This window comes from Sphaerisporangium sp. NPDC005288 (assembly GCF_040607475.1).
Lineage (GTDB): Bacteria > Actinomycetota > Actinomycetes > Streptosporangiales > Streptosporangiaceae > Sphaerisporangium > Sphaerisporangium rhizosphaerae.
Window position 1 is genome coordinate 1 of the sequence record NZ_JBEXGT010000081.1, and the last position, 18911, is coordinate 18911.

Genomic DNA, 18911 nt, shown 5'->3' on the forward strand with positions numbered 1-18911 from the left:
CCGGCCCGGAGCCCTTCCGCTCGCCGGGCGTGCGGCCTGGGGGCCGGTCCCGGCGGCGGAAGCTCCGGGCCGCTCCGCCGCACCGAGCGCCCACCGTACTGAGCGAACCCGCCGCACACCGGAGCCCTGCCGCCCTATCGCTCACGACGCCAAGATCATTTAGCAGTCGGCCGCGGGAGGCTTGCAAGATCCACTTTCCGCCGCAGTGGCGCCGGCCGAACTCCCTCGCGGTCGCCCCTTCGGGGTGCTACGCATTCCGCCGGCCCCACCGCTCCCGTACACCCCACCTCACGCAGGACGCGATCAGTTGGCCCCCCACGCAGAGGCCAACTGATCGCGTCACATCGAAAAGGGGCGGCAGCGCCATAGGGGAAGCGGAATCCCCCGGCTCCTATGCGGGGGACCCTTGCGCTACCGCCCCAGCTTCAAGGAGCCATCTCCGCATCGGTCAACGGCTCAACCACCAGCGCATCGGCCGCCGCATCCAGCCCCGCCCGATCCAGATCCCATCGGCGGGCAAGACGGCGCGCGTGCCGTCCCCTGCACTCCCGCTCCACGCTTTCGGCGACCGTGCGGGCAGCCAGTACCGCTGTTGAGCGAACCGCGCTGTCAGCAGAATCGAACGCCTCGCGCTGCCGAGGGCAGGCCAGTGCGTCACTGTGCCGATCACGCCGGTATTCCACCTCGAACCAGACCGTTCGCCCGGCTTCGTCCTCGTAGACACCCCACGCCTGCGAGAGCAGGTCGACCAGCATCATGCCCCGGCCGCTCTCGGCGAAGTCGTCTGAGACGCAGACGCGTGGCACCGACTCCCCGCCGTCGTCCACCACATCCGCGTGGATTCGGTCGAAACAGTCGGCCAGCGCCAGGGTGATCCTGCCGCCGTCTCGCGAGTCGGAGTGAACGACCGCGTTCGTGACGACCTCGGAAACCAGACGCGTCACATCCTCCAGTGCCGGGTGATCGGCACCGAGCTTTCGCCGGACCCAAACACGCGCCCGCGCAGGTGACTGCGGAGAACCCAGCAGATCGAGAACGCCCAGCAAGGACGCTTCTGCCCCATTTTGCCGAGGGGGCGGAATGGTCTTATCCTCTGCCACAGGATCGCACCTCCAGCGTGCGGTACAGGGACCCGCACGGCGTTCTCAGCGCCTGCGGGTTCCGCCTTTTCCGGCGTCACCGTCCATCACATCGCCCCGTACGCATGCGCCGACAGTACGTATAGGGGAGACTGGGGGAGACATGGTGACCGCCAACGTCTCCCCTCTCCGAGGAGCGCACGCAATGACCGACGCGACGAACAAGAGCGCACCGGCTTGGGCGGCACGACTTCGCGCCGAACGGCGTAGCCGTTGCTGGACGCAGCGTCAAATGGCCAAAGCGATCTTCGACGCCGCCGACGACGAAACTCGCACACAACTCCCCGGACGCGATTCGTTGATTCGCAATATCAAAGAATGGGAAGCGGGCAGGCACCGGCCAAAGGATCCGTACCCAGTGTTGTATTGCCGAGTCTTCGCTATCGAGGAGGCTGACCTATTCTCCAACGAGGAATCGGAAATTCCTGCGCTGGATCCGCTCGTCAATGCCGTCAAGGAAACCAGGCAACTTCCGATAAGTTCTGTCGTGCCTTATGCTGAGCTATCCCGCGCCTTACCGGGTAGACGTGATGCCGACATGGCCGCAATGCAAGCTTTCCGAACGGCCGACTTGCAAGTCGGTGGTGGCCATCTGTATGCGAGTGTCATAGCTTATCTGCAAGCCGATGTAGCGCCACGCCTTTTCGGAAGTGTTGACGAAAACTCCGATACGGTGTTCAAGGCCGCTACAGCATTTACGGAAATGGCCGGATGGATGGCGCATGACTCGGGTCGTGACCTTCTGGCGGAACAACATTTCGAGCGCGCCTTAGTCTTAACCAAAGCGGGAAGTGACCGCCATCTTACTGCTCATATTCTTAGCAGCATGAGTCACTTAGCGAGCCATTTGAATAACCCGGATAAGGCGATTAGGCTCGCACGAAAAGGCCAAAATGTCTTGCGTTTAGCGCCCCGCAGCCCCACTCTCACGGCGCGCTTGCTAGCGATGGAGGCGCGAGGATTCGCTCGCCTAGGGCATGCAATTGAGTGCGTGCAATTGCTCAAGCAAGCCGAGAGGGCGCTCGAAAGCTCTTGTTTAGAGGGATCGTCTCAATGGATAAGTAATTTCGATGAGGGATCATTGGCAAGCGAATCGGCGCGATGCATGAGCCAGCTCGGCAAGCTGGCTGAAACGCGGCATCATGCTGCACGGGTCGTTTCACTTAGGCCGACTCACCGAACGCGCAGTCGCGCCTTCGGCCAACTTTCCTTTGCGTCCGCACTTATCGGACTTGGGAGGGCGGAGGAAGCCTGCACAGTTGCACAAGAAGTCCTGGCGTCGACACAGTCTCTTGGCTCTTTCCTCATCATCAAACAGCTTCGCACTCTACAACATGATCTCATATCGAATCGCGCTGCTACTGGCAGAATCGTCTCTGAGTTCATAGCGCATTTAGAGGCCGTTCTAGAAGAACGACTCTGGCTCTACCAGTGGCTTACTAAGGGTAATGAACCGAGCCGATAGGAGAGATACATGGGAGCTGAGCGCCCCCTGTATGAGCGTGATCCGGAGGCGTGGAACTCTTATCTTGCCGCCGGGAATGCTAAGCAGGCGCGGAAGCGCGTAAGCGCGGATGCACTTCTTCGTGATGAAATGGGCCGGATACTGCTGGTTGATCCGAAGTATAAACCTGATTGGGATCTACCCGGAGGTATGGCAGAGGCTAATGAGCCGCCAGCCGATACGGTGCGCCGAGAGCTGCGCGAGGAGTTGGGATACTCGATCGAGATAGGGGATTTGCTATGTGTGGACTGGGTATCCCCTCATGGTCCATGGGATGACCTACTTAGCTTTGTATTTGACGGTGGCGTATTGAGCGGTATAGGTATGGAAGCTCTCCGCATTGCAGATAATGAGTTGGCGGCATACGAATTCTGTAAGATAGGGGAGGCCCAGAAGCGGTTACGGCCGTACGTGTGGCGGCGTCTTGCCGCCGCACTGGAAGCGCTGAAAACCGGGCGAGTTCATTACCTGCAAGATGGTCACCCGCAATGAGGTTGGGTTCCGCGATCGACCTTCGATAGACCGCCGCCTGTGAAAATCACGGTTAGAGATTTTGCCTCCGGCGGGGGAGTCCGGCTCCGGGGGCGCCATTGCCGGAAGGGCGTAGCGGGGTTGGCGTGGAAGCCTGGCCGTTCCTCCTGCCGTCATCCCGGGCGGAGCCAAGCAGACCAGGGGGCAGGGGCACAGGTCGTTCCTCCAGTTGGGGGCTCCACCTGTGCCCCTGCCCCCTGGCCCGCCTCCCCTTCGGGGCGGGATGACGGCATACGGGACGGCCAGGCGAACGGTTGCTGTGGGAGACCTTTCGGGGGTCAGAGTAAGGGGCGTTCGTGCGTGGTGCGGCCGGCCGAACTCGCTTCGCTCGCCCTTCGGGTGACCTTCGGTCATTCCGCCGGCCGCACCACTTCCGTCGAATTGCCGAGTGACCAACTGGAAGCTGTCACTTAGTACCTGCGCCGTCATCAGTTTTCGCGCCAGATCAGTTCGAGCTTGTCCGGGTCGAACGTCCCCCGACTCCCCCTTCCCTGCCCCACGGGGTGAACGATGACCGCATGGAAGGCTTCACGGAGCAAGGCTCGCTTCTGGGCCATATCCAGCCGGTCATCATCTGTATCCGAGTACCACCGACGCCGGATGTCCGTAACAGTGGATCTCGCCCGCCGCGCGGCGGCTTCATGCTGCGCACGCTCCTTGGTGAGCCTAGAGATCTCGCCCTCCAAGCGTTCGACCTCGGAGAAGAACAGGGAGTTGCTCACCTTCTTCTTGTGCCAGTGGTCGCGTAGTTCGCGAAGTTGCGTCTCTGTCTCCTCCAACTCGCTGGCACCCGTCCATGGTTCGACCTGCGCAGCCTCCAAAGGCTGTTCTTCAAGCTTCGCGAGCACGACCTCCGAGACGAACACGTCCACCATGTCACCGCGCCGTGCCAGCCTGCCGCATCCCCCCTGCGCCTTCGACCTGCATGCATACACGTGGTGGTCGCAGTCGCGGTGCGAGGTGACGCGTAGCTTCGCCATACAGAGCGTGCCATCGTCTTTGGGACGTCCGCAGCGCAGGATGCCGGTAAGGAGATAAGTGTGGTCCCGAAAGTCAGTCGGCAGGTTGCCGATGACGCCGTTGCTGCCGACCTGCTTGCCGCGCCGGGCGTCGAAGATCGCTTGAACCGCCTCCCACTCCTGCGGCGTGATGATCGCCTCCCATTGGCCCTGCACGGGCTTCCCGTCCGCGTCCTTGACGATCTCACCGTTGATCTTGCGCCAGCCGCAGAGACGGGGGTTGCGTAACAACTGCTTGAGGGTCTGCGCCTCCCAGGCGTTGCCCCGCGTCGTGAGGAATCCCGTTTCCTGCCAGTTGCGCACGATCGAGTTCAGCGAGCCACCCGCGAGGATCGCTTGCACAGCCTTCCTGATGGCGGTCGCCTGCACAGGGTCAAGCATGCGCCTGTCATCCCGCCAGCCGAAGGGACGATAGCCGTTCGGGATCACACCATCCTCGGCACGACTGCGGTGCCAGCGAGTGACGCGCCGCCGCATCTTCTTGACCTCCATGCGGGACAGGACTGCCCCCATCAGCCCCATGGACTCCACGTCTTCGCTGTAGAGATCTTTAGGTCCCCGGGCGTCGGCGAACACCCTCCCATCGCTCGACGTGATCGCGTCCACGAACCGCTCATAATCGCCCGCGCGCCGGACGAGACGGTCCTCCGCGACCACCACACAGCCCTGTACCCGCGTGCCGTCCGGAAGCCTGCCCGCCCGCAGGACGCGAAGCATGGCCTCGAAGTCGTCCCGTATGACGCCCTCCTTAGCGGCGGACTTGTCGTTGTCGGTGAAGGCGTGGACGATGCGCCAGCCCAGCCGACCGGCCGTCATCTGGTTGACCTTGCGCTGGTCGGTGACCGTGTGTTCGTCCCTGGCCTTGTCCGCGCTTGCCCGCTGGTAGCTCACCACGGGTACGAGATCGTCCATCAGCCCTCCGCCGGTAAAGAAACCTCCTGCCTAGAGCAATGTTGTACCACCACAACTACGTCGCCGAGGAGACCTACGACGGGATGGACCTGCTGGTCACCCGCAAGGGCGCGATCAGGGCGGGTTCCGGCGAACTCGGCATCATCCCCGGGTCGATGGCGACGGGCACCTACATCGTCAAGGGCCTGGGCAACGCCAAGGCGTTCAACTCGGCCTCCCACGGCGCCGGGCGCAAGATGAGCAGGAACAAGGCCAAGCGCACCTTCACCCTCGGCGACCTGGAGGCGCAGACCAGCGGCGTCGAGTGCCGCAAGGACGCGGGTGTGCTGGACGAGATCCCGGGCGCCTACAAGGACCTGGAGTCGGTCATGGCGGCCCAGACCGACCTGGTCGAGGTCGTCGCCCGGCTGCGCCAGATCATCTGCGTCAAGGGCTGAACGCGCCTGCCCGGCGGCCGCGACGCGTGTTTCCAGGGCCGCCGCCTGGCGCGTGGCGGCCCTGGAGATCACCGGGGCGGTGCACCGCCACCCCGGAAGGCGACGGTCCCGGAAGGCGACGGTCTTGCAGGAGGTGCCGGCCTGTGCCGGCCTCGGGGCAGGTGCGAGGTCTCGGAGGTGTGGCCCTCAGGACCGCCGGGGCGGTCCTGAGCTGCGGCGGACGACGAGATGCGGCTGGACGACGATGCGCGCGGGCGGGACGGCCGGGTAGGCGCCGTCGGCGCCCTCCGCCGTGGGGGCGGAGTGGTCGCGGTCGTCGGCCAGGGCGTCCAGCAGCAACTCGATCGCCTTGCGGCCCACCTCGGAGAAGTCCTGCGCCACGGTGGTCATCGGCGGGGTGAAGAACTCCGACTCGGGCACGTCGTCGAAGCCGACGACGCTCACGTCGTCGGGGACGCGGATGCGCGCCTCGTCCAGCGCCCGCACCACCCCGAGGGCCATCTGGTCGTTGGCCACGAACACGGCCGTCAGATCGGGCACGCCGGCCAGCAGCTGACCGCAGCGGTAGCCCGAGCGCGGGCTCCAGTCGCCCGACAGCGGCTCGGGGATCGGGGCGCCGGCGGCCAGCAGGGTCTCGCGCCAGCCCTGGGTGCGTGCCTGGGACTCCAGCCAGTCCGGCGGTCCCGAGACGTGCCACACCGTGCGGTGGCCGAGCCGTAGCAGGTGCTCGGTGACCAGAGCACCTCCCTTGCGCTGGTCGACGTTGACGACGGGGAGGCCGACGCCGGCGTCCCCTTCGACCGTCACCACCGGGACGGGCTGCGGCATCTCGGCCAGCGCGACCGCGATCGCGCTCTGCGGCACGATGACCACCAGCCCGTCCACCTGCTGGCGGGCCAGGTGGTCGAGCGCCTCGGCCAGGTCGTCGCGGGTCAGCTCGCGCAGGCTCACGATGCTCACGAAGTAGCCGGCCTCGCGGGCGGCCCGTTCGAGGCCGTAGAGCGTGCTGGCCGGGCCGTACAGCGTCGTGTCGAAGGCGACGACTCCGAGGGTGTTGGTCTGCCGGGTCACCAGCGCGCGGGCGCTGGAGTTGCGGCGGTAGCCGAGACCTTCGATGGCGGCCAGCACCCGTTCACGGGTCTCCTGGCGCACGTTAGGGTGATCGTTCAGAACCCGGGATACGGTCTGGTGCGACACGCCTGCGAGCCTTGCCACATCCGCCATGACGGGGGAGCGATGGACGTTGCGAGCCATGACTCTGGCCCCGCCTCCTTCCTCGCGGGCTGTAGGCCCACGCTGGGGTGGGTCAATTGTTAACGTTCACATCGCCTTTGTAAAGGCATTTCGCGGTTTGACTTGAGCGCTTTACGGACGGGCACGCCAACCGGTCCACCGGGGCGATGCGCCCGGCCGCGCCGAGCCCCGGCGGCGCCGTCCCGGCCCCTCCGCGTGGGGGGACGGGACGGCGCCGCCGGACGCGGGGCCGCGAGAGCGGTACGCCGTCAGAAACCCTGGGCCAGGCGGTAGTACGCCTGGTTCCAGCGCAGCTCCTTGGTGAACTGGCGCGAGGTGGTGTCGGCGTCGATCACCAGCAGCTCCACCCCGAGCATGTCGGCGAAGTCGGTCAGCTCCTCGGCGCCCACCGCCGCCGACAGCACCGTGTGGTGCGGGGCGCCGGCCGTCAGCCACGACTCCGCCGAGGTGCGCAGGTCCGGGCGCGGCGTCCAGACCGCCCGCGCCACCGGCAGGCGGGGGAGCGGCTCGGCGGGGGAGATGACGTCGATCTCGTTGGCCACCAGCCGGAACCGCTCGCCCATGTCGGCCAGGCCCACCACCACCGCGGGCCCGGGCGCGGCGTCGAACACCAGCCGCACCGGGTCCTCGCGGCCGCCGATGCTCAGCGGGTGGATCTCGCACGAGGGCGTGCCCGCGGCGATGGTCGGGCAGACCTCCAGCATGTGCGCGCCGAGGATGGCCTCCTCGCCGGGCGTCAGGTGGTAGGTGTAGTCCTCCATGAAGGAGGTGCCACCGGGCAGCCCCTCCGACATGACCTTCAGCGTGCGCAGCAGCACCGAGGTCTTCCAGTCGCCCTCGCCGCCGAAGCCGTAGCCGTCGGCCATCAGCCGCTGAACGGCGAGGCCGGGGAGCTGCCGCAGCCCGCCCAGGTCCTCGAAGTTGGTGGTGAAGGCCTTGAAGCCGCCATCGCGCAGGAAGCCGCGCAGGCCGAGCTCGACGCGGGCCGCGTACCGCAGCGACTCGTGCCGGTCGCCGCCGGCCCGCAGCTCGGGGGCGACGTGGTAGAGCTCCTCGTACTCCTTGACCAGCGTGCCGACCTCGGAGTCGGCGGCGGCGTCCACCGCCTCGACCAGTTCGTTGACGCCGTAGGTGTTCACCGAGACGCCGAACCGCAGCTGCGCCTCGACCTTGTCGCCCTCGGTGACGGCCACGTCGCGCATGTTGTCGCCGAACCTGGCCAGCTTGAGCGAGCCGACCTCGGCCCGTCCCGCCGCGGCCCGCGCCCAGGCGGCGATGCGCGCCACGACCGACGGGTCGCTGACGTGCCCGGCCACGGTCTTGCGCGCCACGCCGAGGCGGGACTGGATGTAGCCGAACTCCCGGTCGCCGTGGGCGGCCTGGTTGAGGTTCATGAAGTCCATGTCGATGGAGCTCCACGGCAGCGCGACGTTGGCCTGCGTGTGCAGGTGCAGCAGCGGCTTGCGCAGCGCGTCCAGCCCGGCGATCCACATCTTGGCGGGGGAGAAGGTGTGCATCCAGGCGACGACGCCGGCGCAGTCGTCGTCGGCGCTCGCCTCCAGGCACACCTTGCGGATGGCGGCGGCGTCGGTGAGCACCGGCTTCCAGACCACCTCGAAGGGCAGCGCGCGGTCCAGTGCGCCGGCGATCTCCTGGGACTGCCCGGCCACCTGCGCCAGCGTCTCGTCGCCGTACAGGCCCTGGCTGCCGGTCAGGAACCACAGTTTCACAGGGGACTCCTCTGCCCGTATACGTTCTGGTAGCGGTCGTACAAGTGGTCGATGTCGGCCTGGGGGATGGGCAGCGGCTCGCCGAGCTGGCGGGCGACGTGCACGGTGCGCGCGACGTCCTCGCACATCACCGCGGCCTTCACCGCCGCCTTCGCCGAGTCGCCGATGGTGAAGACCCCGTGGTTCTGCATGAGCACCGCGGGGGAGCGGTGCCCCGACAGCGTGGCGACGATGCCCTTGCCGATGTCGTCGTTGCCGATCAGGGCGAACGGCCCCACCGGGATCTCGCCGCCGAACTCGTCGGCCATCGCGGTGAGCACGCACGGGATCGGCTCGGCGCGGGCCGCCCACGCCGAGGCGTAGGTGGAGTGGGTGTGCACCACCCCGTTCACCTCGGGCATGTGGCGGTAGGTGTAGGCGTGCGCGGCGGTGTCGCTGGAGGGCGCGTAGTCGCCCTCGACCAGGTTGCCCTCAAGGTCGCACACGACCATCGCCTCGGGGGTCAGCTCGTCGTAGGAGACGCCGCTGGGCTTGATGACGAACAGGTCGCCGCCGGGGGCGCGTCCGGAGACGTTGCCGGCGGTCCAGGCGACCAGGTTGTAGCGCACCAGCTCGGCGTGCAGCCGGCTGACCGTCTCGCGCAGCTCGGGCAGCATCATGCCCCGGCCTCGTTCCTGATCGCGCGGAGCCGGTGCAGCAGCTCCCCGTCGGCGAAGTGGTCGTGCAGCCGGCGGTACTCGGCGTACAGCCGGTCGTAGGCGTCGGCGCCGGCGTCGTCGGGCACGTAGGCGGCGGGCGTGCGCTTGCCCATCGCGGCGGCGGCCTCGGCGATGTCGGGGTAGGCGCCCGCCGCGACGGCCGCGTGGATGGCCGAGCCGAGCGCGGGGCCCTGGTCGGAGCCGATGACCGACAGCGGGCGGCGCAGCACGTCCGCGTAGACCTGCATGAGGAAGGGGTTCTTGAGCAGCCCGCCGGCGACGACGAACTCCTCCACCGGCACCCCCGACTTCTCGAAGGTCTCCACGATGACCCGGGCGCCGAAGGCCGTGGCCTCGATGAGCGCCCGGTAGACGTCCTCGGGCCGGGTGGCGAGCGTCTGCCCGGCGATCACCGCCGACAGGTTGTGGTCCACCAGCACAGAGCGGTTGCCGTTGTGCCAGTCGAGCGCGACCAGGCCGTGGGCGCCGACGTTCTGCGCGGCGGCCAGGGAGGTCAGGTACTCGTGGACGCTCACCCCGAGCTCGGCGGCCCGTTCGGTGTAGGAGGCGGGCACCGAGGTCTCGACGAACCAGGCGAAGATGTCGCCCACGCCCGACTGCCCGGCCTCGTAGCCCCAAAGACCGGGCACGATGCCGTCGCGGACGACGCCGCACATGCCCGGCACCTCGGCGAGCTGGTCGGAGGGCATCACATGGCAGGTGGAGGTGCCCATGATGGCGACCATCTGCCCTGGACGGACGGCGTCGGCGGCGGCCGCGGTGACGTGGGCGTCGACGTTGCCCACCGCGACGGCGATGCCCTCGGGCAGCTTGGTGAGCTCCGCCGCCTCGGCCGTCAGCCGGCCGGCCAGGCCGCCGAGGGGCGAGGGTTCCCCGCCGAGCTTGGCGGTGAACCCCGCGAAGTCCGGGTGCAGGGCGGCGAGGAACTCCTCGGAGGGGTAGCCGCCGTCCTGGTAGATGCCCTTGTAGCCGGCGGTGCAGGTGTTGCGGGTCTCGACGCCGGTGAGCCGCCAGATGATCCAGTCGGCCGCCTCGATCCAGCGTTCGGCCAGGCCGTACACCTCCGGGTCCTCCTCCAGGACCTGCAGGCCCTTGGCGAACTGCCACTCGGAGGAGATCTTGCCGCCGTAGCGCGGCAGCCACGCCTCGCCGCGCTCGGCGGCCAGGGCGTTGATCCGGTCGGCGTGCGGCTGGGCGGCGTGGTGCTTCCACAGCTTCGGCCACGCGTGGGGCCGGTCGGGGAGCAGATCGCTCAGCGGGGTGCCGTCGGCGGTGGCGGGTAGCACCGTGCAGGCGGTGAAGTCGGTGCCGATGCCGATCACCTGGCCGGGGGAGATCCCCGCCACGGCCAGGGCCTTGGGGACGGCGACACGCAGGACGTCGAGCCAGTCCCGGGGGGACTGCAGGGCCCAGTCGGGGCCGAGCCGGACGCCGCTGCCGGGAAGCGTCTCCTCGATGACGCGGTCGGCGTACTCGTGGACCGCCGCGCCGAGCTCGGCGCCGTCGTCCACCCGCACCACGACGGCGCGTCCTGACAGCGTGCCGAAGTCGACGCCGACTACACAGTGACTGTTGTTATCGCTCACATTCACTCTCAGGTTGCCGGATGCCGTAAGCCGAACTTGCCGATCCGAACCGCGGGCACCGGTGCGGGCACCGGTTCCGCGGGCGGCGGTGGGCCGGCGCGTCAGCCATGCCTGCGCTCGACTGTGAACGTTAACAACGGGCGGCGTCAAGGAGATTCAGGTCACGGTCCGGTTACGCCGTAATAGTTGCTTAACATCAGGTTGACGTCCCGGCTGCCAGGGCGTTTACTGATGCGCGCTTTGCCCGCCCGCCCCTCCAAGGGGCCGGCCGGCCCGCGGCCCGGTGCCGCCGGGGCGGCCGTGGCGGGCGCCGGCGCGCGAAGCGGTTCGCCGGGCGCGCCTGCTCGCGCCCTGGCGGCGGCGCCCCCGCCAGGGGTGACGTACACTCACGCGGGCACGCCGGTCGACGATGCGTGTGCGGGCGCCGGACGCGCCCGGCGGCGCCTCCACCCCCCACGGCCGAGAGAATCGCTGGTCATCAAGGGTTTCACTCTTGTTACAGCGACGTTATCGGCATCTATTGACAGGCTAATTGTTAGCGATAACACTAACCGCTCAGGCATTGGCCACCGCCCCGCCTGATCGCGATCCTGGAGGTCACCGTCAAAGGCGCGGAGGCGGAGGGCGAGGCGCTCGCGACACTCCGCCACGGTGGAGCCGCCGCGACACGCGTCGGGCCTCCCAAGGGCCCGCAAGGATCCACCCGCTCGCATCGGGACCCCCACTCGCAAGGAGTAGCACGATGAGAATCGCAAGACTGGCGACGGTGGCATCCACCCTCGCGCTGGCCGCCGCACTGACCGCGTGCGGCTCCAGCCAGAAGACCGCGGACACCCAGGCGACCTCGTCCGAGGCCGCCGCCGGCAACGGCGGCGCCCTGGTCGGCGTCACCATGCCGACCAAGTCCTCCGAGCGCTGGATCCACGACGGCGACAACGTCAAGGCGAGCCTGGAGAAGCTCGGGTACAAGGTCGACCTCCAGTACGCGGAGAACGACATCCCCACCCAGGTCAACCAGATCGAGAACCAGATCACCAAGGGCGCCAAGCTCCTGGTCATCGCCTCGATCGACGGCACCGCCATCACCACGCAGCTCCAGGAGGCGGCCGACAAGAAGATCCCGGTCATCGCCTACGACCGGCTGATCCGCAACAGCCCGAACGTCGACTACTACGCCACCTTCGACAACTTCAAGGTCGGCGTGCAGCAGGCGACCTCGCTGCTGGTCGGCCTGAAGCTCAAGACCGCCGACGGCGGCGACGGCGACGCCAAGGGCCCCTTCAACGTCGAGCTGTTCGCCGGCTCGCCGGACGACAACAACGCCACGTTCTTCTTCAACGGCGCCATGTCCGTCCTGAAGCCCTACATCGACAAGGGCACCATCAAGGTCCAGAGCGGCCAGACCGACTTCAAGACCGTCGCCATCCTGCGCTGGGACCCCGCCACCGCGCAGAAGCGCATGGAGGACCTGCTCACCAAGACCTACAGCGGCGGCAAGAAGGTCGACGGCGTGCTGTCCCCCTACGACGGCCTGTCGATCGGCATCCTGTCGGCGCTGAAGAGCAACGGCTACGGCACCTCCGGCCAGCCGTACCCCATCGTGACCGGCCAGGACGCCGAGCTGGCCTCGGTGAAGTCCATCATCGCCGGTGAGCAGTACTCCACGATCTACAAGGACACGCGCCAGCTCGCGGAGGTCACCGTCAAGATGGCCGACGCCGTGCTCAAGGGCGGCAAGCCCGAGGTGAACAACACCAAGGACTACGACAACGGCAACAAGGTCGTCCCCTCCTACCTGCTCGACCCGGTGATCGTCGACAAGAGCAACTACCAGAAGGTCGTCGTCGACAGCGGTTACTACACGCAGGCGCAGCTGGGCTGATCCAACGCGGTGCGGCGCCGTGGTCACGGCGCCGCACCGCGCCGTGACATTCCCCCAAGGGACGGAAAACCACATGACCGACGACATCCTGCGGATGCGTGGAATCACCAAGACGTTCCCCGGAGTCAAGGCGCTCCAGGACGTCAACCTGTCCGTGCGCCGAGGCGAGATCCACGCGATCTGCGGCGAGAACGGGGCGGGCAAGTCGACGCTGATGAAGGTGCTGTCGGGCGTGTACCCCCACGGCTCCTACGAGGGTGAGATCCTCTTCGAGGGCGAGCCGTGCCGCTTCGCGGGCATCCGCGACAGCGAGCACCGCGGCATCGTGATCATCCACCAGGAGCTGGCGCTGAGCCCGCAGCTCTCGATCGCCGAGAACATCTTCCTGGGCAACGAGCGCGCCACGCGCGGCCTGATCGACTGGAACCGCACCAACCACGAGGCCGGCCTGCTCCTCCAGCGCGTCGGCCTGCCGGACAACCCGGTGACCCCGGTCGCCGACATCGGCGTCGGCAAGCAGCAGCTCGTCGAGATCGCCAAGGCGCTGTCGAAGGAGGTGCGGCTGCTCATCCTGGACGAGCCGACGGCCGCGCTGAACGACGAGGACTCCGCGCACCTGCTCGACCTGCTGCGCGGGCTGCGCGACGAGGGCATCACCTGCGTGATCATCTCGCACAAGCTCAACGAGGTCATCGCGATCGCCGACTCGATCACCATCCTGCGTGACGGGCGCACGATCGAGACCATGGACATGAAGGCCGACCAGGTCACCGAGGACCGCATCATCTCGGGCATGGTCGGCCGCGACCTGGAGAACCGCTTCCCGCCGCACGAGCCCAAGATCGGCGAGGAGGCGCTGCGCATCGAGGACTGGACGGTCTACAGCCCCACGCAGCGCGGGCGCAAGGTCGTCTCCGGCGCGAACATGACGCTGCGGCGCGGCGAGATCGTCGGTCTGGCCGGACTGATGGGCGCGGGGCGCACCGAGCTGGCCATGAGCGTGTTCGGCCGCTCCTACGGGGTGGACATCTCCGGGCGCGTCTACCGCGACGGCAAGCCCGTGGAGATCCGCTCGGTGCGCGACGCCATCGACCACGGCATCGCCTACGCCACCGAGGACCGCAAGCGCTACGGGCTCAACCTCATCGACGACATCAAGCGCAACATCTCCGCCGCGGACCTGGCGAGGCTGGCCAAGCGGGGCTGGATCAACGACAACGAGGAGTACCGGGTCGCCGACGAGTACCGCGGGAGCATGAACATCAAGGCCCCCAGCGTGCTCAGCGTCACCGGCAAGCTCAGCGGCGGCAACCAGCAGAAGGTCGTCCTCTCCAAGTGGATCTTCACTGACGCCGACGTGCTCATCCTCGACGAGCCCACCCGGGGCATCGACGTGGGCGCCAAGTACGAGATCTACACGATCATCAACCGCCTGGCCGACCAGGGCAAGGCGATCCTGGTCATATCCTCTGAACTGCCCGAACTGCTAGGTCTGTGTGATCGGATCTACACGCTCTCGGAAGGCCGCATCACCGGCGAGGTCGCGCGTGAGGACGCGACCCAGGAGCGCCTGATGCACTACATGATGAAGGGACAGGAGCAGATCCGATGAGCAGCATCTCCCCCACCGACGCCGCCGTGGCGCCCGGCGGAAAGGACGCCGGACCCGCGCAGCCTCCCGGGCGCGCCTCGCTGTTCGGCGTCTCGCTGAACATCCGGCAGAGCGGCATCTACATCGCCTTCGCGCTGATCGTCGTGCTGTTCGCCGTGCTCACCGACGGCGCCCTGCTGGAGCCGCAGAACATCTCCAACGTCATCGTCCAGAACTCCTACATCCTGATCCTCGCCATCGGCATGATCATCATCATCATCGCCGGGCACATCGACCTGTCGGTCGGATCGGTGGTGGCCGTCACCGGGGCCATCTCGGCGGTGCTGATGGTCAACTACGGGGTTCCCTGGCCGCTCGCCGTGCTGCTCACCCTCATCGCGGGCGCGCTCATCGGCGCCTGGCAGGGCTTCTGGATCGCCTACTTCGGCATCCCGGCGTTCATCGTCACGCTCGCCGGCCTGCTGCTGTTCCGGGCGCTCACCCTCACGGTCCTCGGCAACCAGGGCATCGGCCCCTTCCCCGACCAGGTGCGCACGCTGGCCAACGGGTTCACCGACGGCTACCTCGGCAACATCGGCCTCGGCCCGCTCGGCGGCGCCGACCTGTTCAGCCTGCTCGTCGGCATCATCGCGGTCGCCGGCATGGCCGTCTCGCAGTGGCGTACGCGCACCGCGCGGCAGAGGTACAGCCAGAGCGTCGACCCGCTGCCGGTCTTCCTACTGAAGATCATCGCGGCGGCGGTCGTCGTCCTGGCCATCGTGGTGCAGCTCGCCCGCTTCAAGAACCTGCCCTGGGTGCTGGTGCTGCTTGCGGCCCTGGTGCTCGGCTACTCGATGGTGACCAACCGCGCGGTGTTCGGCCGCCGCATCTACGCCATCGGCGGCAACCTGCAGGCGGCGGTGCTGTCCGGCGTCAAGGTCAAGTCGGTGGTCTTCTGGATCTTCGTCAACATGGGCGTGCTGTCGGCCCTGGCCGGCATCATCTTCGCCGGGCGCCTCAACCAGGCGGGCCCGACGGCCGGCGGTTCCTTCGAACTCGACGCGATCGCCGCGGCCTTCATCGGCGGCGCGGCCGTCCAGGGCGGCGTCGGCAAGGTGATCGGCGCGATCACCGGCGGCCTGATCATGGGTGTCATCAACAACGGCATGTCGCTGATCGGCGCGCCGAGCGAGCGCGTGATGCTGGTCAAGGGCGTCGTCCTGCTCGCCGCCGTCGCCTTCGACGTGTGGACCAAGCGCCGCTCGGGCAACGCCCAGTAAGGCGCCGCGAGCCGCATGGGCGGCGCCCCTCTCGCGGGGCGCCGCCCATGTTCGTCGCGGGAGAACAGCGGCGTCGCACGGCGGCCCGGACGCCGGCTCACCCCGGCCGGAGGCGACGGAGCGGTCCGGGACGCGGTGGCCGCTACGGGGCCGGTGCGGGGCGCGAGACGATGCGGGGCGCGGGGACGGCGCGGGGCGCGGGGGTGGTCGCGCGCGGATGATGACGCGCGGGCGGTGGGGCGCGGCGACCCCTAAGGGCGCGGAATTGCGGCGGGGCAGGGGGCGTTTCGTCGGAGGCGACGGCTACTGTGAAAATCGTATACAGCTTCGCCGTCGGCTGACCGATTCCGCCGATGAACGTTCGCGCAACTCACAGGAGGCCCCCCGGTGCTCGTTGACTCGTTCGGGCGAGTGGCCACCGACCTCAGGGTCTCGTTGACCGACAAGTGCAACCTTCGGTGCGCCTACTGCATGCCACCGGAAGGGCTCGACTGGCTGCCCAAGCCCGAGCTGCTCACCGCCGACGAGATCTGCCGCCTGGTGGCCATCGGCGTCGAGCGGCTCGGCGTCACCGAGATCCGCTTCACCGGGGGAGAGCCGCTGCTGCGGCGCGAGGTGCTCGACATCGTCGCGCGCTCCGCCGCGCTGCGCCCCCGGCCCCAACTGTCGATCACCTCCAACGGCATCGGCCTGACGCGCCTGGCCGGCCCGCTGGCCGAGGCGGGCCTCGACCGGGTCAACATCTCGCTGGACACCCTCGACCGCGAGGCGTTCGCCAGGCTCACCCGCCGCGACCGCCTGCCGGACGTCCTGGCGGGCCTGGCGGCGGCCGACGCCGCGGGCCTTCGCCCGGTGAAGGTCAACGCGGTCCTCATGCGAGGCGTCAACGACAGCGAGGCGCCGCACCTGCTGCGTTACTGCCTGGAGCACGGCTACGAGCTGCGCTTCATCGAGCAGATGCCGCTCGACGCCCAGCACGGCTGGCGGCGCGAGAACATGGTCACCGCCGACGAGATCCTGTCGATCCTGTCGGGGGAGTTCACGCTGACCCCCGACGACCCCGCGGGGCGGGGCAGCGCCCCGGCCGAGGTGTTCCTGGTGGATGGCGGCCCGGCGAGGGTCGGCGTCATCGGCTCGGTGACCCGGCCGTTCTGCGGCGCCTGCGACCGCGTGCGGCTGACCGCCGACGGCCAGATCCGCAACTGCCTGTTCGCCACCGAGGAGTCCGACCTGCGCGCGGCCCTGCGCTCGGGGGCCGGTGACGACGAACTGGCCCTGCGGTGGGTCGCCGCGGTGCGCGGCAAGCGCGCCGGCCACGGCATCGACGATCCGAGCTTCCTGCAGCCCTCCCGTCCCATGTCGGCCATCGGCGGCTGAGTTGGGCGCCGCGCCGTCCGGGCCGCCGCACGACCTCCCCGGCCCGGCCGCCCGTGACCCCGTTCCGCCGGCCGTCCCACCGCGTGACCTCGTGGTGCCGGGGGTGCCGCCGTACGACGCGGTGGTGCCGGGGGTGCCGCCGTACGACGCGGTGGTGCTGGCCGGGGGACGGGCGCGACGGCTCGGCGGGGAGGACAAGCCCGGCGTCTCCGTCGGCGGCCTGACGCTCATCGAGCGGGTCGCCGCCGCCGTGCCCGGCGCCGCCCGGCTCGTCGTGGTCGGCCCGCCGCGCCCCGGGCTGCCGCGCGCCGAGTTCGTCCGGGAGGACCCGCCCGGCGGCGGCCCGGTGCCGGCCCTGCGCGCGGGCCTGGCACGGGTGCGCGCGCCCTGGGTGGCGCTGCTGGCCGCCGACCTGCCCTTCCTGCTGCCCGAGCACGTGACGGCGCTGCTGTCGGCCGCGCGGGGCGGTGCCGGGGTCGTCCTGGCCGACGACGAGGGCCGCGAGCAGTGGCTCACCGGCGTCTGGCACGCCGAGACCCTGTCCAGGGCCCTGGCCGGCTACCAGGGGCGCTCGCTGTACGGGCTGCTCGGCCCGCTGGCCCCGGCGCGGCTGCGACCGCCGGTGGCGGACGACGGCCGTGATCCGTGGTTCGATTGCGACACGATCGACGACGTGGAGGCCGCCAGGAGGCGGGCGCCGCGCCAGGCCGCCGGACCGCCGTCCGGCGCCGGGGCGGCGGGCGAGCGTCCGTGAGGGATGCTCGCCGGAAGTGTGAAAGGTGCACGACGAACACGACGAGAGGGACCACATGAACGTGCTCGCCGAGTGGACGGCGCTGGTCTGCAAAGAACTGGGCATCGACCCCGAGAAGATCGACAGGGACGCCGTCCTCGACCTGACCAGGGACGTCGCCCACGGGGTGGCCCGTCCCGCGGCGCCGCTGACGGCGTACCTGCTCGGCCTGGCCGAGGGGGCGGGCACCGCGCCGCCGCAGGCCGCCGAGCGGCTGTCGGCGCTGGCCGAGAACTGGGGGCAGGCGACGGCGGAGACCCTCGGCGACCGGTGAGCCGGCATCGCGCCGGCGCGTGCGAGAAGAGCGCCTACGCGGTTTGACCAGGAGTTTTATCCGGAAATGGGCGACGCCGGGTGGTTACGGGGGCAAACCACCCGGCGTCGCTTCATCGGCGTTCCGACGGGGGCCCGGAACGCCGGCACGAGCGCTCCGACGGGGGACCAGAGCGCTTGCTTAAAGCGTACACCTACAACCCATGGGGTGCGTCAAGAGTTTGTCACGACCCGATCTCGCGTCGGTGGCGTGGTATCTCGGTTTGGTTAGGTTCTTCCTCGTCAAAGGTCGAGCTCACGCCGGTGTTCGGCTGGTTGGCCCCGACCACGGCGATGTAGGGCAGGAAGATCGCCCCGGCCACGAATAGCGCCCTGACAGGCCAGGGGACGTCCAGTACGACGGCGAGAATGAGACAAATGGTGCGTATGCCCATTTGGATGAAATAACGCTTCTCTCTGCGGCCGATGTCGGCCGTCAGCGAGGGCCTCGCGTTGGTGACCTCATGTACGACCGTGCGGTCGCGCCGAAACCTCACACCGACCACGTTAGTCCGCCAACTCCTCGGCGCTGACGGCGGCCACGGGCCTGGCGGGCGTCATACGATCAAGGCCGACGCTAAGGAGAGATCGATGAGCGATCGTACGTACCGCGTGACCGAGATCGTCGGCACGTCGCCCGAGAGCGTGGACCACGCGATACGCAACGGCATCAGAAGGGCCTCCCAGACCCTCCGCCACCTCGACTGGTTCGAGGTCACCGAGGTGCGCGGGCAGATCCTGGACGGCGAGATCGGCCACTACCAGGTGGGGATGAAGGTCGGCTTCCGCCTGGAGGACTCCTAGGAGGCCCGCGGAGCCGCGGGCGCCGCAAGGCCGCCCGCGGC

The 18911-nt window shown here is 68.6% G+C and carries 16 protein-coding genes and 1 pseudogene; 10 read left to right on the forward strand and 7 right to left on the reverse strand.

The features are described 5' to 3' along the window. Positions 1–425: 425 nt before the first annotated feature. Positions 426–1046: an ATP-binding protein gene (locus ABZU32_RS39680; protein ID WP_354931666.1), complete on the reverse strand. Its 621-nt coding sequence runs from the start codon at positions 1044–1046 to the stop codon at positions 426–428. A gap of 238 nt (positions 1047–1284) precedes the next feature. Between ABZU32_RS39680 and ABZU32_RS39685 the strand changes: the two genes are divergently transcribed. Then, positions 1285–2604 (forward strand): hypothetical protein, encoded by a 1320-nt coding sequence (locus ABZU32_RS39685; RefSeq protein WP_354931669.1) that lies wholly within the window; start codon positions 1285–1287, stop codon positions 2602–2604. 9 nt (positions 2605–2613) lie between these two features. Next, positions 2614–3135, forward strand: coding sequence for an NUDIX hydrolase (locus ABZU32_RS39690; RefSeq protein ID WP_354931672.1), 522 nt, complete (start codon positions 2614–2616; stop codon positions 3133–3135). Positions 3136–3602: 467 nt separating this feature from the next. Here ABZU32_RS39690 and ABZU32_RS39695 read toward each other — a convergent pair whose 3' ends face one another. Continuing rightward, on the reverse strand, positions 3603–5105 hold the full coding sequence (locus ABZU32_RS39695; protein ID WP_354931675.1) for a recombinase family protein: 1503 nt from the start codon (positions 5103–5105) through the stop codon (positions 3603–3605). Between the two features lie 47 nt (positions 5106–5152). On the opposite strand from ABZU32_RS39695, the pseudogene ABZU32_RS39700 reads away from it, so the two are divergent. After that, positions 5153–5542: pseudogene (locus ABZU32_RS39700) on the forward strand (RtcB family protein); the annotation flags it as partial. 186 nt (positions 5543–5728) lie between these two features. Here ABZU32_RS39700 and ABZU32_RS39705 read toward each other — a convergent pair. The 4 genes from ABZU32_RS39705 to araB form a co-directional block, all read right to left on the reverse strand. Continuing rightward, positions 5729–6766 carry a LacI family DNA-binding transcriptional regulator gene (locus ABZU32_RS39705; protein WP_354931691.1) on the reverse strand — a complete coding sequence of 346 codons (1038 nt, stop codon included), beginning with the start codon at positions 6764–6766 and terminating at the stop codon, positions 5729–5731. A gap of 278 nt (positions 6767–7044) precedes the next feature. Next, complete coding sequence (gene araA, locus ABZU32_RS39710) at positions 7045–8526, reverse strand: L-arabinose isomerase (RefSeq protein ID WP_354845143.1); 1482 nt, start codon at positions 8524–8526, stop codon at positions 7045–7047. After that, positions 8523–9185: an L-ribulose-5-phosphate 4-epimerase gene (locus ABZU32_RS39715; protein WP_354845146.1), complete on the reverse strand. Its 663-nt coding sequence runs from the start codon at positions 9183–9185 to the stop codon at positions 8523–8525. The genes araA and ABZU32_RS39715 overlap by 4 nt, the downstream gene beginning before the upstream one ends. Continuing rightward, positions 9182–10831 carry a ribulokinase gene (araB, locus tag ABZU32_RS39720; protein WP_354931678.1) on the reverse strand — a complete coding sequence of 550 codons (1650 nt, stop codon included), beginning with the start codon at positions 10829–10831 and terminating at the stop codon, positions 9182–9184. The genes ABZU32_RS39715 and araB overlap by 4 nt, the downstream gene beginning before the upstream one ends. A 742-nt stretch (positions 10832–11573) precedes the next feature. Between araB and chvE the strand changes: the two genes are divergently transcribed. The 6 genes from chvE (at position 11574) to ABZU32_RS39750 (ending at position 18028) form a co-directional block, all read left to right on the forward strand. Further along, a complete protein-coding gene (gene chvE, locus ABZU32_RS39725) occupies positions 11574–12713 on the forward strand; it encodes a multiple monosaccharide ABC transporter substrate-binding protein (RefSeq protein WP_354845152.1) in 1140 nt (379 codons plus the stop codon). Positions 12714–12786: 73 nt separating this feature from the next. Continuing rightward, positions 12787–14325, forward strand: coding sequence for a multiple monosaccharide ABC transporter ATP-binding protein (gene mmsA / locus ABZU32_RS39730; RefSeq protein ID WP_354845155.1), 1539 nt, complete (start codon positions 12787–12789; stop codon positions 14323–14325). Beyond that, complete coding sequence (mmsB, locus tag ABZU32_RS39735; protein WP_354931681.1) at positions 14322–15584, forward strand: multiple monosaccharide ABC transporter permease; 1263 nt, start codon at positions 14322–14324, stop codon at positions 15582–15584. The genes mmsA and mmsB overlap by 4 nt, the downstream gene beginning before the upstream one ends. 387 nt (positions 15585–15971) lie before the next feature. Further along, complete coding sequence (gene moaA / locus ABZU32_RS39740) at positions 15972–16961, forward strand: GTP 3',8-cyclase MoaA (protein ID WP_354931684.1); 990 nt, start codon at positions 15972–15974, stop codon at positions 16959–16961. A gap of 103 nt (positions 16962–17064) precedes the next feature. After that, entirely contained in the window at positions 17065–17715 is a 651-nt protein-coding gene (locus tag ABZU32_RS39745; protein WP_354931687.1) for a molybdenum cofactor guanylyltransferase, read from the forward strand. Between the two features lie 25 nt (positions 17716–17740). Further along, entirely contained in the window at positions 17741–18028 is a 288-nt protein-coding gene (locus ABZU32_RS39750) for a DUF6457 domain-containing protein (protein WP_354845167.1), read from the forward strand. Between the two features lie 223 nt (positions 18029–18251). On the opposite strand, the gene ABZU32_RS39755 is transcribed toward ABZU32_RS39750, so the two are convergent. Next, complete coding sequence (locus ABZU32_RS39755) at positions 18252–18563, reverse strand: DUF3099 domain-containing protein (RefSeq protein ID WP_354845170.1); 312 nt, start codon at positions 18561–18563, stop codon at positions 18252–18254. Positions 18564–18657: 94 nt separating this feature from the next. On the opposite strand from ABZU32_RS39755, the gene ABZU32_RS39760 reads away from it, so the two are divergent. Further along, the gene (locus tag ABZU32_RS39760; RefSeq protein ID WP_354845173.1) at positions 18658–18870 is read left to right on the forward strand and encodes a dodecin; all 213 of its coding nucleotides are present in this window, start codon (positions 18658–18660) and stop codon (positions 18868–18870) included. Positions 18871–18911 lie beyond the last annotated feature (41 nt).

What these genes read in the sequence shown, in the direction of transcription:
- ABZU32_RS39685 (WP_354931669.1), top strand. Translation starts at nt 1,285, where the DNA reads ATGACCGACGCGACGAACAAGAGCGCACCGGCTTGGGCGGCACGACTT.
- ABZU32_RS39695 (WP_354931675.1), bottom strand. Translation starts at nt 5,105, where the DNA reads ATGGACGATCTCGTACCCGTGGTGAGCTACCAGCGGGCAAGCGCGGAC.
- ABZU32_RS39715 (WP_354845146.1), bottom strand. Translation starts at nt 9,185, where the DNA reads ATGATGCTGCCCGAGCTGCGCGAGACGGTCAGCCGGCTGCACGCCGAG.
- ABZU32_RS39705 (WP_354931691.1), bottom strand. Translation starts at nt 6,766, where the DNA reads ATGGCGGATGTGGCAAGGCTCGCAGGCGTGTCGCACCAGACCGTATCC.
- ABZU32_RS39690 (WP_354931672.1), top strand. Translation starts at nt 2,614, where the DNA reads ATGGGAGCTGAGCGCCCCCTGTATGAGCGTGATCCGGAGGCGTGGAAC.
- mmsB (WP_354931681.1), top strand. Translation starts at nt 14,322, where the DNA reads ATGAGCAGCATCTCCCCCACCGACGCCGCCGTGGCGCCCGGCGGAAAG.
- mmsA (WP_354845155.1), top strand. Translation starts at nt 12,787, where the DNA reads ATGACCGACGACATCCTGCGGATGCGTGGAATCACCAAGACGTTCCCC.
- chvE (WP_354845152.1), top strand. Translation starts at nt 11,574, where the DNA reads ATGAGAATCGCAAGACTGGCGACGGTGGCATCCACCCTCGCGCTGGCC.
- ABZU32_RS39760 (WP_354845173.1), top strand. Translation starts at nt 18,658, where the DNA reads ATGAGCGATCGTACGTACCGCGTGACCGAGATCGTCGGCACGTCGCCC.